The organism is Nostoc sp. CALU 546 (assembly GCF_048836525.1).
Genome location: NZ_JAWJTF010000152.1, coordinates 1 through 15675, shown reverse-complemented (window position 1 = coordinate 15675; position 15675 = coordinate 1). Strand labels below are relative to the sequence as shown.

The following is a 15675-nucleotide window of genomic DNA, read 5'->3' as shown; positions in this document are numbered from 1 at the left end:
GTCCATTGGGGCTATAGGCGATGCTAATGACCGCATGGTTATGACCAGTTAGGGATTGGAGGGGTTTGCCACTGCTGACATCCCATATTTTGATGGTCTTGTCATCACTAGCAGAAGCTAACTGTTGTCCATTAGGGCTGAAGGCGACGCTATAGACCGCACTGCTATGACCAGTTAGGGATTGGAGGAGTTGCCCACTGCTGACATCCCATATTTTGATCGTGTTATCATCGCTAGCAGAAGCTAACTGTTGTCCATTAGGGCTGAAGGCGACGCTATAGACCGCACTGCTATGACCAGTCAGGGATTGGAGGAGTTGACCACTGCTAACATCCCAGATTTTGATAGTCTTGTCATAACTAGTAGAAGCTAATTGTTGTCCATTGGGGCTGTAGGCGACGCTAATGACGCTATCGCTATGACCAATAAGGGATTTGAGGAGTTGACCACTGCTAACATCCCAGATTTTGGTGGTCTTGTCATTACTAGCAGAAGCTAACTGTTGTCCCTTGGGGCTGTAGGCGACGCTTCTGACCTTATCGCTATGACCTTCTAAAGTATTCACCTCTATGGTGCGGTTTTTTTTGTTCTCGTTTGGCTGTAAGTAAACTGCTTGCTGTAAAGTTGCCACGGTTAGCATTAGGATATTGCTTCTGTGCTGTGCCCAAATTGTATGCTTGAGTTTGTTACCTGCCCTTAAGGCTGTTATTAAAGCATCTGGATGTTGTCCAGAGGCAACAAAGGCTTCCGAGGAATTATTGATGGCGTTAATTTGATTAACATTTGCCTCTACTGTCCATTGAAATGTCACCACTGCCAACCCAGCAAATCCTAAACCTGCGGCGATGGAACCAAAAAGGGCGCGTTTGAGAAAGTTATTCAGTTTTGCTTCACTAATTTTTCTTTGTTCTCGTTCTTTTTCCAGTTCTGCTATCACCTGCTTTAACTTCGGTGCTTGTTGCTGGCGGACAAAGGTGGCGATGTAGTCATGTACCAGTTGATAACGGTCAGCCGGGTTTTCTGGTAGCAAAACCACTAAGCCGGATTGGACAAAAATCTCTAATATTAAATCTAATTTACTGATTTCAGAAGCTTGTTCTGCCCTAGCTTCTGATCCCCCCGCTTGTGGCGATCGCCTTAAAAAGGGGGTTAAAGAAACTAAGCCCCCCTTTTTAAGGGGGGTTGGGGGGATCTCCGAGAAATACGGCATCAAATCGCGTTCTAACTCAGCGCGAGTCTTCAGAGGGCGAGTTCCTTTTTCATCAGTCAGCAAATACAGTAATATGTCTGCTGCTTGGTGATTTTCTTCACCGCAATCATTAACAACTTCATCTAAATAACGCTTAACCAATTCGTCCTTAGTGCCACGTTGCAGATATTCCGCCAGAGTTGTAATATTCTCTGTTTGCAGTTGCGCCCCCACAACCTGCAACTCAATGGGACGAACTTCACCCAATTCTCCGGCTAAATCCAGCACCATTTGTTCAACTAAAGCAGGTTCTAAGCGAAAACTAGTATTTTCAATTAAACGCCGAATAATTGACTTCGCATCAGCAGGTGAAAAGTTCCCCAACTTGTAAAGCACATTATTGCTGAGAATATCATTGCCAATAATCTTGAGACTGGACAAATCATTGCACTCTAGCAAGTAATGGATGTAATCTACCCGCAGCGATAAGATAACTTTCACCGATAGAACATTCAGACACTCTCCCAGAAACTCAAAGAATTGCTTCCTTTGTAGAGGTTCGGTGTAAACAAAGAAAAATTCCTCAAATTGATCGAAAATTAACACCGTGCGGAGGTTGTGTTGTTCGTTTTCTTTGAGTTTGGATATTAAATATTGTGGAGTTCCGAGTTCTGAGGCTCGACGTTGACCTTCTGAGGCTCGATGTTGACCTTCTAACTCTCTCTCATCTCCCTCATCCTCCACCCTGCGGGAAGCTAAAGCTATATCCCCCTCATCTCTTCCCAAAAGCCTTCCTAACTCTTCCAACCAGTTGGTGTAAACGCGCATTACCACCGGCAAATAATCTTGAGTACCGATCGCTTTATTCTTTAAAGCTGGCACTAATCCCGCATTCACTAGGGAACTTTTGCCTACACCTGATTGCCCATGAATTACTATCAGCTTATAATCAGGGCGACCCATGCGTTCTATTAAACGTTCTACATCCAATAGGCGACCAGATGCAGCAATTTCTGGAGCGATATTTCCTTGGGGAGAGTTTGAGCGCAATGTCTCTACAAATGCCTGTTTTGTCGCTTCTAATCTACCCGCACCAATAAAAGCCCGCAAACCAAATTGTTGTTCAATGGAACGCCGTTGCTGTTTTATGTTGTATGCTTTGAGATATTCTTTCTGCTCAAAATAAAGCTGCTGCAAAAACCTGAGAATATCCAAGTAAAGCCTGACATCTTCTAGGGAATTACCCACATCCCTAGCAGTTTCTAAGCTAAGAGTTGCCTGTTGAATTTGATCTAAATGGTATTGAGAACGACCTAAAATAAACTGATATAAGCTGAAATCTTTTGACTTGAAATCACTTTCTGGAATATAAGATAAAATTCCTGGTATATTCGCTGATTCCAGATTAGAAATTTCATCAAAAACTTTTAAGGCTTGCTTAACCAACTGATTTGCTTTAACCCAGTTTTTTTGAGCCAAAGCCACCTCAGCTAAAAAACCGTAATCCTTGGCTAATTCCCTTGGCTGTTTGTTAGTTTGATGGATTAATAAAGCTTGTTCAGAAAGACTATGTAACATTTCCCACTTTTGCAAGTCTCGCAGGATATCACCAAATTTAACTACTGAATTAGCAATTAAATCTGGACTTCTCAATCGGCTGATAAAATTTATATACTCTTGAATATAATGCCAAGTTGCTTGCCAATCTGGATGATTAATATCTTGATGTTTAAAAGCTTTGAGATAATAGCAAAATACAATTTCGCCGATAATTTTTACCTGCCGTTCTAAATTATTACTTTGCTGCCAAAGCTCTAAAGCTTTGTGATAATGTTCTATAGCAGAATCGTGATAAAGAATTATCTGTTTGACAAAACCTAATAAAGATTCTAAATTAGCTTGAATTTCTAAATTATAAATATCCGGCTTGTCGAGTAAATATCTTTGTGCTGCTTCTAATTCATTCTCAAGTTTAATATATACATCAAGGCTAAATTTTAAGTTATTACTAAACCATTGATTAGCCGTTTCGATGATAAAATCTACTAATTCCTGTGTTGATATGACAAAATCTCTCGTAGTTGCCCAACTTTCCAAATCTGGTGCAAGCTGGATTAGTTGCTTATAGATTTCATCGTCAATCCACAAGACTAAGGGAAAAGTAAAATTCTTGCGAAACTCTTCCCGCACCTGATTAGCAGAAGTTAACATCACAGACAAATTCTGCACTGATTCCAAACCCACAACCATCACACAGGCTGGCATTTCTGCGCCAAATTCTTCCTGAATCGCAGTATAAAGAGTCCTGTTAGATTGCTGCACCGCCAAGATACGAATTTCGACTTGGCAAATTTCCCGCAATTTAGAGATTAAGCGATCGCGCAAGCTAGCATAATTACACCGTGCCAATATCAGCTTAAACTGTCCCACAGAGGATTCAATCGCCCAAGCTAATTGTTTCAGAGAGCGTAGGCGTAGCCCGTCGTAGACATCGTTGTTTACATGGTCATCTTCTGGTGATTGCGAGTCTGCCATAAGTTGATGTGCTTTTCAGGTGCAAATTTTTACTATATGTTTTGACGTTGAGTCAACATATCCCGCCTTGCACTCAAGTACAAGGCTAATAGCTGAAGTCCACTAAAGTGGACTGGAAAGAATTATTAGTCCTCTTGAGAGGACTTTAGCTATTAGCCTCGGAATTTATTCCCAGGCGGGTGAGTGGATAAGCGAAAGATACCTTACTGCAACTCCTTCGCCTCAGCCAAAACCGGATTAACATCAAACCAAGACTCGCCACCATCGCGATATTCAAACACAAACCGACTGCGGATCAATTTTTGATATCCGTGGTCATCACTCACCTTTTTCCTTTCCTTGACATGACGTAACAATTGCCACTCATCCTCAGAAATCGGCAATGTTATTTCATTCCGCCGAGAACGAATCACTTGCTCGAAGGTTTCACGAGTTAGGGGAAGAACCATCTCTTCCATAATCCAGGTATTCAGCAGCCTTAACACATCTCGCACATGACCACCGCTCATTTTACATAAGCGTTCTAGGCTAGCAGCACTATCAAAAATTTCGGTAACTTTACTTAAACGCTCCTCTGGTGTCAAGTCAGGAAAAGCTCTAGCTAGTACCATCTGCTGCATGAGTGCCATTCCCTGTGTATGAACACTGCCATCAGACCATTGTACAGGTACCATTGGTAACACCTTGGGATCTTCTGGGAAACGCTGGGTCAGCATTCCGTAATCATTGGAAAACTTCAAAGATAGGGGCATGGTGTAGATGAGATGACAATTCAGCTTCGTCAAAAACTCACCCTGATCGACAAATAAATATTCTTGCTGCGGACGACCCCAAGGTTTGGCACGATTATCTATGCGGTCAAGATTATCGACAATTACCACTAGACCATTTTTACCTTGCTGTTTGAGTTTAGCGATCGCAGGTTCCAATAATTCTTGATTAATCGCTTCTAGCAGTTTCGTTTTTTGTGGTGCTAAATATTGATTGAGTTTTTCTCGCAGCGTTGGGTCATTTTTCATCTTCGCGGTGATTTCACCAATGCCCACAGACAGAGAAAACTTTTCTTTATCTGCCGATAAACCCACATCCCCAAGCCCCGGAACCTTAAGTTTTCCCGCCGTCACCTCGGAGTTTAAGACCTTCCAAGCACCTTGGAGCAACTCATTAAACTTATTAGGTTCCTCCAGGGTAATTTTATCCAGACTTTGACTCACCCGCCGAGCGATCGCTAGCAGCACATCAGCAATATCGACATCAGTCATTTCCAAATCGTCACTGGACTCAAAATAGACCACATGGAAACCTAACTTTTCCAGTTCTGCCTGTAACCTTAATAATTCTGTCGATTTACCACAACCAATATGCCCAGTAAATAAAGTGCAAGTGGGTTCATTTGGCTTAAAAAAAGTAATTTTCTGCTTCAGCTTGCCAAGAATATCACCACCTCGTACCGAGGAAAAATCTATGTAATACTTGCCATCAGAGCTATTGTTGACAAACAGAGTTCTGCTGGGATCGCTAGCCTGATAAAATTCCCGTAAATCTATGGGCATAACCTGGTAGTGCAATTATCTCGTATTGTCTTAACACATCCTTGTGGAAAAGGATAAAGTTATTTACATCTTTGCATCTCAATATTTCGGAGAATTTTCGCATTTACTAACTCAAATGCGATCCAATCACATCAAGAATTCTCTGCGTACCTCTGTGCGACGGCAGTCGCTACAACGGGAGGGAACCCCCGCAATGCGCTGCCCATTGGTGTCAACTTAAGCTAGAAATAGCTGCGCTACGGGCTTCATAACCCGCCAGAGAATGAATTCTCTGGCTTATAGCTATCCCTGGCGGACGTGCGGTTTCGCGTTAAGTTGACACCAATGCGTGCTGCCTCCCCTCTGCGTTTAACAATATTTAAGTTATCTGCAAAAACCCAGACTATTTTTTGATACTATTTAAGACCGGACTCTTTAAATACTGATTGACGTATGAGCAAAGGTACCCTGTTTGACAAAGTTTGGGACTTACACACCGTTGGTACACTTCCCTCAGGGCTGACACAACTATTTATCGGGCTTCACCTAATTCATGAAGTCACCAGTCCCCAAGCCTTTGCTATGTTACGCGAGAGGGGTCTAAAAGTACTATTTCCACAGCGTACCGTCGCCACGGTCGATCATATTGTGCCGACAGAAAACCAGGCGCGTCCCTTTGCCGATACCTTGGCAGAGGAAATGATTCAGGCGCTCGAAAATAACTGTCAAGAAAATAACATAACTTTTTACAATATTGGCTCTGGTAGTCAGGGTATAGTTCACGTCATCGCTCCAGAACTTGGGCTAACCCAACCAGGAATGACGATCGCTTGTGGAGATAGTCACACTTCGAGTCATGGGGCATTTGGTGCGATCGCATTTGGTATCGGTACTAGTCAAGTCCGGGATGTTCTCGCTTCCCAAACTCTGGCCCTCTCGAAACTGAAAGTCCGCAAAATTGAAGTTAACGGCACTCTCAACCCTGGAGTTTACGCCAAAGATGTCATCCTGCATATCATCCGCACCCTTGGCGTGAAAGGTGGTGTGGGTTATGGCTATGAATTTGCAGGTACGACATTTGAACAAATGAATATGGAAGAGAGGATGACTGTCTGCAATATGGCGATCGAAGGCGGTGCGCGTTGCGGCTATGTCAATCCCGATCAAGTCACCTACGATTACCTCAAAGGTAGAGATTTTGCACCCATTGATGCAGATTGGGATAAAGCAGTGGGCTGGTGGGATTCCATCAAGAGCGATGCAGATGCCCAGTATGATGATGTGGTGGTATTCGACGCTGCGGAAATTCCTCCTACTGTCACTTGGGGAATTACTCCCGGTCAAGGTATCGGTGTCAACCAGTCAGTACCTCAACCAGAAGAACTGCTAGAAGAAGACCGATTTATTGCCGAAGAAGCTTACCGCTACATGGATTTATATCCTGGTCAACCCATCAAGGGCACTAAAATCGATGTCTGCTTTATTGGTAGTTGTACCAACGGTAGAATTAGTGATTTGCGAGAAGCTGCGAAAATCGCCAAAGGTCGCCACGTTGCAGAGGGAATTAAAGCCTTCGTTGTCCCCGGTTCTGAACGGGTGAAGGAAGAAGCGGAAGCTGAAGGATTGGATAAAATCTTTCAGGAAGCTGGATTTGAATGGCGTGAACCAGGATGTTCTATGTGCCTAGCCATGAATCCCGATAAGCTGCAAGGAAGACAAATCAGCGCTTCTTCCTCCAACCGCAACTTTAAAGGCAGACAAGGTTCATCCTCTGGCCGCACATTGCTAATGAGTCCGGCAATGGTCGCCACTGCTGCCATTAAAGGCGAAGTCTCTGACGTGCGTGAGTTGTTGTAATTTTGAGTATAGGGCATAGGGCATTGGGAGAGACGCGATGAATCGCGTCTGTACAAGAATTCAGAGTTATTATTCTCTCCTCTGACCCTCTGCCCCAGTCCCCAGTCCCCAGTCCCCAATCCCCAATCCTTAATATGGTGAGTGAAGTTAAAACAGTTTCAGGGCGCGGTATACCCTTAGTGGGCAATGATATAGATACCGATCGCATTATTCCCGCGCGATATTTAAAAGCCGTTACCTTTGATGGGTTAGGTGAAGGCGCGTTTATTGATGACCGGACAGCACTTAAAGGTGAACATGCCTTTGACCAACCCCAATACAAAGGCGCGAATATTTTAATAGTTAACCGTAACTTTGGCTGTGGTTCATCACGGGAACATGCACCCCAAGCGATCGCAAAATGGGGAATCCAAGCTTTAATCGGTGAAAGCTTCGCCGAAATCTTTTTTGGTAACTGTGTGGCAATGGGTATACCTTGTCTGACAGCTGATGCTGTGACTGTTAAACAACTGCAAGAGTTAGTCGCTGCCAATCCCCAAGCCGCCGTGACAGTAAATCTGGAAACCTTGCAAGTGCAAATTGGTGATTACACAGCCCCAGTTGCGATCGGTGAAGGGACAAGAAGCACATTTATTTCTGGAACTTGGGACGCTTGCGGTCAGTTGGTGGCGAATGCTGACCAAGTTCGGGCAACGGCTGCAAAATTACCCTATGTGGGTTGGTCTAATTTAGCCGCGAGTTAAGATTTACTCGTTCTCTGGTTGTCATTGTCAGCCAGGGAACAATACAGTTCAGATAAGACCAAAACCCTTGTAGAGACGGCGATTTATCGCGTCTAAAAAACCCGATTTATCGCATCTCGAAAACCCGATTTTATCGCGTCTAAAAAACCCGATTTATCTCATCTCAAAAACCCACAATTTTGTATAATTAGCCCTTAACTAAACCGTATTGAGCCAGGGCATACTCATTGCTGGGCTTGCTGCATTCCTTTTAAAAGATAAAGATTGAGTTAACCACTAAGCAAAATTTAATCATAAGACAAAGTTTATTTAAACCAGTAAAGTAATTAATATCTTATAATTTCTAAGATTTTTAAAACTAAATGGCTCGATATGCGTTTACCTCTCATTATCAGTGCAACATTATTACTATCTCTAGGTCTAAACCTACCAGTGATGTCTGAAACTCCCGTAGAGATAGCACAACTGACAACTAATAATAACTTGAATTTAAGACGATTAAGATTTAATCGCCGTTTGTGGAATCAGGCAAACATTTCTAACTATCGCTATACCTTTAGCAACAGTTGCTTTTGTATACCCGATGCTAGAGGCCCAGTAGTCATTGAAGTACGTAATGGTCAAACAACTTCAATCACTTCTGTCGCTACAGGTCAACCCGTTAATCAGCAATTCTTTCAAGAATATAAAACAATTCCCAAACTTTTTAATGTGATTCAAGATGCGATCAACCGTAATGCATTCAGTTTAGATATAGGCTACAATCATAAACTCGGTTATCCAACCCGAATTAATATCGATTACAATAGTCAAATTGCTGATGAAGAAATCTTTTTGACAATTGAGAATTTTGAGGAAATTAAATAGATACTAAGCCAATACTGCTTGGGTTTTGCATTTTGAACTCGGAATTGGGTTTTGGGAAAAGGGTAAAGGATAAAGGTTAAAGGTTTTTTCTTTCCCCTTACCCTTTTCCCCAAAACCCGACAAGTCTTGGATACTAAGCTGATTATTTCCACTCAATCTCTACCAAAGATAGAGATAAATTAGCAACTCCAAAAACAGATTCAATACTTTACTCTTCTCTGAAAAGGTAATAGCGATGCTTACGGCATCACTTTTCATAAAAATTAACAATTTGATGAAGTTATGTTGATTTTACAGGAATAATTCTCAATTATTCAACGAATTTGTTGTGTTTGAGGGCTTGACTAAAAACAGTCATTTCTGATATCTTCAAATTACTCGCTAAGATTAGCACTAAGTATAAGTTTTTTAACTCAATTAACCAGATTTTTTGTTTTTACTTTAAAAAAGTAGTTTTCTTGATAGCGAAACTATAATTCAACTTATTGCAGACGGCTTAAAACTATACAGCCATTTGTGAAAATCATCATTAAGACTCATTTGCCGCTGCTGCGTCTCCCCAGTAGATGCCGCATTGTTAGTTTCGTAGTAGCGCATCTCACCCAAGGCACTACGAGCTTGGATGATTTTCGTCCGCTCAATCCGACGCTGTTCGTAACTAGTTAAAGCTTCTGAGAGATTAGCTGACTGGGAAAAACACTCTCGCAGTTCATAAGCATCTTCAAAAGTGGTATTGGCTCCCTGTCCCATCGCAGGTGCCATTGGATGAGCGGCATCGCCTAAGAGAGTGACTCTGCCTTGACTCCATTGAGTTAACGGTGGGCGATCGCAAATCGGCCCTTCCCAAATCTGCTCGGCTGGTGTTGCTTCCACCACCGCCCGAAAGCATTCATCCCAATCAGCTAATTTATGCAGAATGCAAGATTTCACCTCATCAGCGCTGTGGGAAAGGGAATACTCAAGTGATAACTTCCGACTAATCCAACTGGTATAGCCGCCGCCCACATTGAGAAGGTACATAAACTGTTGATTGCCTTTGACAAAAACTAGTTCATAGTCATTAAATAGCTCATGGTGATACTTGATGACGGCACGCCAACACATACTACCGATATAATTAGGCTGACCCTCGCCAAATAAAGTTTCTCTGATGATAGAGTTAACGCCATCAGCCCCAATCAGCAAATCTGCATATACCGATTTTTCGCCATCAAAATGAATTTCCACACCGTTTTCATCTTGTTCAAAGCCAATACAGCGATGATTGAGGTGAATGATCTCAGATGGCAATCTAGAGGCTAAGACTTGCTGAAGACGATACCACCAAATAGTCAATAATGGCTGTCCATACTGCTCTAAATATTTAGTTGCGTTAGTTCGGAGTGTTTCTCCTTGAATATTCTTTAAAACCGTGTGGTGAACCTCGCATCCTGAACTTTTGAGGGTTTCGACAATTCCCGGCGCGATCGCATCTAGGGAACTCAAGCCATTAGGAGCGAGTCCTAGTCCAGTTCCAGCCGGACGAAATTCTTGGGCTTTTTCGTATACTTGCACATCGATACCTTGGCTTCTCAGTGCGATCGCAGCAGCCAAACCGCCTGGCCCAGCACCAACAATAGCAACTTTCTCTACTATGGGTTTGGATAATTTCTGAGTTAGATTTGTATTCATATTAAAAGTCAGAATATCCCCACGAGTACATACGCTTCCTTCATGCCTCAAGGCGGTTGCTTTGCAAGCTTACCTTTGAACTAGACCCACAATGATTAATTTTGACTGCTGAGTACTTTTTTAGTCAATCTTTCTTAAGAAACAACTCTAAGAGGTTGTTTGAAAAGTCCTCTTGTCGGTATCAAAAGTTTTAGATCCCCCTAAATCCCCCTTCAAAAGGGGGACTTTGACTCCAGTTTCCCCCTTTTTAAGGGGGGTTAGGGGGGATCAAAAGTGCCTAAAGTTACAGAGAGAAACTTTTCAAACATCCTCTAAATTTGGTCTTCTAATGGATTGTGGTTGCTGGTGGTAACAAAAACTTCACACCCTCAGAATTGTTCACCAATTCAACAAACTTGAATAAATACGATTACATCAGTTTTGGCGCTAAATTCTCTAAAATTGACTTTTAAATTTCATAAACTTCCTATAATGGAACTAAGCTTGCTGTATCATTTTCATATTCAAAAATGATTGTGAAGATGAGTGTGTATGAAATTTAAGTCAGTTTCCGCGTGTATTGGTTTAAGTCTTCTAAGTTTTTCAGTCAGTTCATTGCCGCGTCTTGTAAATTCACCACAAGTCCTTGCCCAAGAAGTTACTACTTCATGCCCTCTGCCATCTGAGATTGCCATTACGTTCTTAGATTCTAAATGTCAGGAAGTAAAACTAGAACAGCCAAAGACTTTTTATCGCTACTATAGTAATAGTGGAAATAAATACGGCAGGTATTTAACAACTGACAAATATAAAACAAATGTAGAAGTAATCAAGAATCTGGCTCTTAATCAAGCATGGGGCAATGAAGCTACTATGATCCAAAAAATAACTTTACCAGCAGGAACAATAACTTATCAAGGAATTGTTGCCCCTCAAGTGCCTACAGAATGCTATCCAGGGGGCGCTCAACAGACATTTATTCAAGATTCAAAAGATCCAAATATCAAATGGTCTGAGGGAAAAAATCTCGTCGTAAAACCTTTTAGTTGTCCGTAAAATTTATGAAAACTAAGACAGAAGAATTTATCAAGCTAATTGACCAAGCATCTGAGATTGCCGAAGAGATGCTGAAAGACAAAAAACCTGAGTCTTCAGCACATTTAAACAACGCGATCGCTGTTCTACAATCTATTAAAAGCAAGGCACTAAATGGTAAGCTTGAACCATCAGGAGGAGTCTCAACTCTTGGACTAGCTCATGGAGTGGCTGATTGGATTGAGCCGTTAGATTCGCCATTATTAAAAGCTGTAGGTGTAATAGAGGAATATTACCAAAAAAACCTCTAAATTGCCTATCTAGACTCTTTACTTGAATATAATCGTCATAGAAGCAGTGCTGAGTACCGAGTAAGAATTCTCATTTGGAACTCAGCACTGTTTTGCTGAAAGTAATGATGTAATTATTATCTACATGAAACATGGAAGAAAATTCTTTAGCTCCAATAACTTCAAACTCATTTACCCAGGAATTGAAAATCTTGGGTTCAGAGGAAGTAGAATTATCTTTGAATGTCAATAATATCTCCTACTCAGTGAAGCTAGAACCTCGTGTTACTTTACTGGATGCACTACGGGAAAAGCTGGGTCTGATGGGAACTAAAAAAGCTTGCGATCGCGGTGAATGTGGTGCATGTACTGTATTAGTTGATAATCGGCGAATCAACTCCTGTATGACTCTAGCAGTCATGCACATTGGTGCTGAAATTACCACAATTGAGGGATTAGCAGAAGATGGCAAACTTCACCCCATGCAAACAGCCTTTATCACCCATGATGCTTTTCAATGTGGTTACTGCACATCGGGTCAAATTGTCTCAGCCGTAGGGATGATATTAGAGGAATCGCCAAAATCTGAGGCAGAAATTCGAGAAAAGATGAGTGGAAACCTTTGCCGTTGTGGAGCATATCCTAATATTATTGCGGCGATTCAAGATGTGCTAGAGGAAATGGAAGATGCAGCCATTTAGTTATGCTAAAGTTACTTCCCAAGAGGCTGCGATCGCAACAGTTGAGCAAGACAAAACTGCTGCATTTATTGCTGGTGGCACAGATTTACTCGGATTGATGAAAGATGGAGTTCAAACAGCGAATATATTAATTGATATTAATAGTTTGCCCTTAGCAGATATTGAATCTCACGCTAATGGAATCCGCATTGGTGCGATCTCTCGAATGAGTGATGTGGCTTTTCATCCCCAAATTCAAGAACGTTATCCAGTAATTAGCCAAGCTTTATTACAAAGTGCTTCACCGCAACTGCGAAATATGGCAACAATAGGCGGTAATTTACTGCAACGAGTCCGCTGTGGTTACTTTCGCGATCCAGTTTTTCCTTGTAATAAACGCACTCCCGGTATAGGTTGTTCGGCAATTACAGGTTACAATCGAATGCATTCTATTTTCGGGGCGAGTGAACATTGTATTGCTGTTCATCCTTCCGATTTAGCTGTGGCGCTGACGGCATTAGATGCGGTAATTTGCATCCAAGGGACAGAAAAAGCCCGTCGAATTTCAATTCATGATTTTTATCTCTTACCAGGTGAGACACCAGCAAATGAAACTCTATTACAGCCTGGAGAATTAATTGTTGCCATTGAAATTACAGATTTTGCATATAAGTCCCATTATTTAAAAGTTAGAGATCGTGCTTCCTACGAATTTGCTCTCGTTTCCGTAGCTGTTGCTTTAGATATAGAACAAGACATTATCAAATCAGCACGCATCGCTTTTGGAGGAGTTGCACCCAAACCCTGGCGTGCATGGGAAGCTGAAGAATTTCTCCAAAATAAAGCAATCAATGAAACCACGTTTAGAGATGCAGCCGCATTAGCCATCAAAGAAGCGAAACCGCAAACACATAATGAATTCAAAATTGAATTAGTCAAACGCGCTTTGGTACGTGCGCTTTCAGTTGTGGGAGGAAAGTCATGAATAAAATTATCGGTAAACCACTCGATCGCGTTGATGGTAGGCTGAAAGTTACCGGAGAAGCATCTTACACAGCCGATGTGCCAATAGATAATTTAACTTATGGAGTGATTTTTCAAAGTGCGATCGCCAGCGGTAAAATTATCCAAATAGACACATCCGCCGCCGCAGTCGCCCCTGGTGTGCTAGATGTCGTTACTTACCAACAAACCCCATCTCTGGTAAAAATACCCTTCTTTGGGCCTCCACAGCCTCAGTCAACCGAAAAAGACCATAATATTTACTACGATGGTCAACACTTGGGGGTTGTAATTGCCCAAACTTTAGAACAAGCCGAAACCGCCGCCTCTAAGATAAAAATTATCTACGAAGAAGCCATTTCTACAGTCACGGCGGCAGGTGCAGAGATATTTGAACCCGAATCAATATTTTTTGGCATTATGCCCGGTAAAATCACCAGAGGGGATGTTGAATCGGGGAAAGCTCAAGCAGATGTGCTAGTAGAGCAAGTTTATACGACGCCAATGGAACATCATAATCCCCTAGAACCTTCTGCAACGATCGCAATGTGGGAAGGGGATATTTTGACACTGTATGAAACCACTCAAGGCATTTCTGCAACCCAAAGAGCGATCGCATCTGTGCTGAATATTCCTCAAGAAAATGTCCGCGTCATGTCCAAATATTTAGGCGGAGGATTTGGTTGTAAGGCATTACTGCGATCGCATACTATCTTAGCTGCGATCGCATCTCGTCATGTAAAACGCCCAGTAAAAGTTGTGCTAACGCGATCGCAAATGTACACTGGTTGCGGCCACAGATCCCAAACTGAACAACACCTAACGCTAGGTGCAACCAAAGAAGGTAAGTTAACCGTCATCAATCACATTGGTACATCCTTAACATCATTATTTGATGACTTTGTAGAACCCGTGGGTGCAGCCACAACGATGATGTACGCCTGTCCAAATTTGGAAGTAAAATACCGTTTGGCACGCATCAACACTGCCACTCCAACCTTTATGCGTGGGCCGGGAGAAGCAACGGGAATGTTTGCCCTAGAATCGGCAATGGATGAACTGGCATACACCTTAAATATTGACCCGATTGAACTAAGACTTAGAAATCATGCAGATATTGATCCCCATAAAGAATTACCTTGGTCAAGTAAATCCCTGAAAGAATGTTACCAAAAAGGTGCAGAAATTTTTGGTTGGTCACAACGCAACCCAGTTCCCCGTTCCATGCAGGATGGTTATTTCTTGATTGGTTGGGGAATGGCAAGTGCGACATTTCCCACCAACGTTGGAACTGCATCAGTCAAGGTAGAAATTTTTGCCAGTGGAGAAGTGAAAGTACGAAGTGGTACACAAGACATCGGTACTGGTACTTATACAGTGATGACGCAGATAGCTTCTGAAGTATTAGGCTTACCAGTGCAATTTGAACTAGGTGATAGCAATCTTCCGAAAGCGCCGATTGCAGGGAACTCAATTACCGTTGCTAGTGTTTCTCCGGCGGTGTATAAAGCAGCGATCGCAGCACGGGATAGAATAATCCAAATGGCGATCAAAGATGCAAATTCTCTGCTTTACGAATCTCAAGCAGAAGATATTACTGTCGAGTCAGGGCAAATATTTTTAAAACAAGACCCATCGAAGCGAGACAGCTACACCGATATTCTACGCCGTCATGGGTTAGAGAGTTTAGAAGTTACAGAAGAATCTTCAGCCAGTCCAGAGAGCAAAGAATACGCCAAACACTCATTTGGTGCGATATTTGTGGAAGTTGCAGTTGATGAATTGTTGGGAGAAATAAAAGTTAGACGATGCGTAGGCGTTTATAGTGCAGGGCGAATTCTCAACTTTAAAACAGCGCGGAGTCAAGTTGTTGGTGGGATTACATGGGGAATTGGGATGGCGCTGATGGAGAAAACTGTCATGGATGCTAATCAGGGCAGAATAGTTAGTGCCAACCTTTCAGATTACCTGATTCCCGTTCATGCAGATATCCCAAATATGGAAGTGCAATTTGTTGAAGAACACGATCCCTTTGTGAATGCACTAGGAACCAAAAGCCTGGGGGAACTTCCGATTGTTGGAGTAGCGGCTGCTATATCGAATGCAGTTTATCATGCCACAGGTAAGCGGATTCGTGATTTGCCAATTACACCAGATAAGTTGCTGTGATGATATTAACCAAGGTTTTACCCCACCCTAACCCTCCCCGATGCATTGGGGAGGGAACTAGATTTTCTATTTCCCCCCTTTGCAAGGCTACGGTGTACACACAAGTCGAAAAAAGATCAATTTCTC

11 protein-coding genes are annotated in these 15675 nt (G+C 42.3%); 8 read left to right on the top strand and 3 right to left on the bottom strand.

Annotation, left to right across the window (positions count from 1 at the left end):
* Together RRG12_RS39615 and RRG12_RS39610 are read right to left on the bottom strand one after the other, a co-directional pair.
* On the bottom strand, positions 1 to 3724 hold a 3724-nt coding region (locus tag RRG12_RS39615; protein WP_420762965.1), incomplete at its 3' end, for an NACHT and WD repeat domain-containing protein.
* Between the two features lie 203 nt (positions 3725 to 3927).
* Positions 3928 to 5277 (bottom strand): ATP-binding protein, encoded by a 1350-nt coding sequence (locus RRG12_RS39610; RefSeq protein ID WP_420762964.1) that lies wholly within the window; start codon positions 5275 to 5277, stop codon positions 3928 to 3930.
* 432 nt (positions 5278 to 5709) lie between these two features.
* Here RRG12_RS39610 and leuC point away from each other — a divergent pair, with 432 nt between their 5' ends.
* From leuC to RRG12_RS39595, 3 genes are all read left to right on the top strand, one after another.
* A complete protein-coding gene (gene leuC / locus RRG12_RS39605) occupies positions 5710 to 7113 on the top strand; it encodes a 3-isopropylmalate dehydratase large subunit (protein WP_069074608.1) in 1404 nt (467 codons plus the stop codon).
* Between the two features lie 134 nt (positions 7114 to 7247).
* The gene (gene leuD, locus RRG12_RS39600; protein ID WP_420762963.1) at positions 7248 to 7856 is read left to right on the top strand and encodes a 3-isopropylmalate dehydratase small subunit; all 609 of its coding nucleotides are present in this window, start codon (positions 7248 to 7250) and stop codon (positions 7854 to 7856) included.
* Between the two features lie 372 nt (positions 7857 to 8228).
* Positions 8229 to 8723, top strand: coding sequence for a DUF6174 domain-containing protein (locus tag RRG12_RS39595; protein WP_069074606.1), 495 nt, complete (start codon positions 8229 to 8231; stop codon positions 8721 to 8723).
* 477 nt (positions 8724 to 9200) lie between these two features.
* Here the strand turns inward: RRG12_RS39595 and RRG12_RS39590 are convergent, their stop codons facing one another.
* Positions 9201 to 10394, bottom strand: coding sequence for an FAD-dependent oxidoreductase (locus RRG12_RS39590; RefSeq protein WP_420762962.1), 1194 nt, complete (start codon positions 10392 to 10394; stop codon positions 9201 to 9203).
* A 531-nt stretch (positions 10395 to 10925) separates the two neighbouring features.
* Here RRG12_RS39590 and RRG12_RS39585 point away from each other — a divergent pair.
* From RRG12_RS39585 to RRG12_RS39565, 5 genes are all read left to right on the top strand, one after another.
* Positions 10926 to 11429 (top strand): hypothetical protein, encoded by a 504-nt coding sequence (locus RRG12_RS39585; RefSeq protein ID WP_420762961.1) that lies wholly within the window; start codon positions 10926 to 10928, stop codon positions 11427 to 11429.
* 5 nt (positions 11430 to 11434) lie between these two features.
* On the top strand, positions 11435 to 11719 hold the full coding sequence (locus RRG12_RS39580) for a hypothetical protein (protein WP_420762960.1): 285 nt from the start codon (positions 11435 to 11437) through the stop codon (positions 11717 to 11719).
* 131 nt (positions 11720 to 11850) lie between these two features.
* Positions 11851 to 12399 carry a (2Fe-2S)-binding protein gene (locus RRG12_RS39575; protein WP_420762959.1) on the top strand — a complete coding sequence of 183 codons (549 nt, stop codon included), beginning with the start codon at positions 11851 to 11853 and terminating at the stop codon, positions 12397 to 12399.
* Positions 12386 to 13363, top strand: a complete 978-nt coding sequence (locus tag RRG12_RS39570) for an FAD binding domain-containing protein (protein ID WP_420762958.1) — start codon at positions 12386 to 12388, stop codon at positions 13361 to 13363. Before RRG12_RS39575 ends, RRG12_RS39570 begins: the two co-directional genes overlap by 14 nt.
* Complete coding sequence (locus RRG12_RS39565) at positions 13360 to 15549, top strand: xanthine dehydrogenase family protein molybdopterin-binding subunit (RefSeq protein WP_420762957.1); 2190 nt, start codon at positions 13360 to 13362, stop codon at positions 15547 to 15549. The genes RRG12_RS39570 and RRG12_RS39565 overlap by 4 nt, the downstream gene beginning before the upstream one ends.
* Positions 15550 to 15675: the final 126 nt, after the last annotated feature.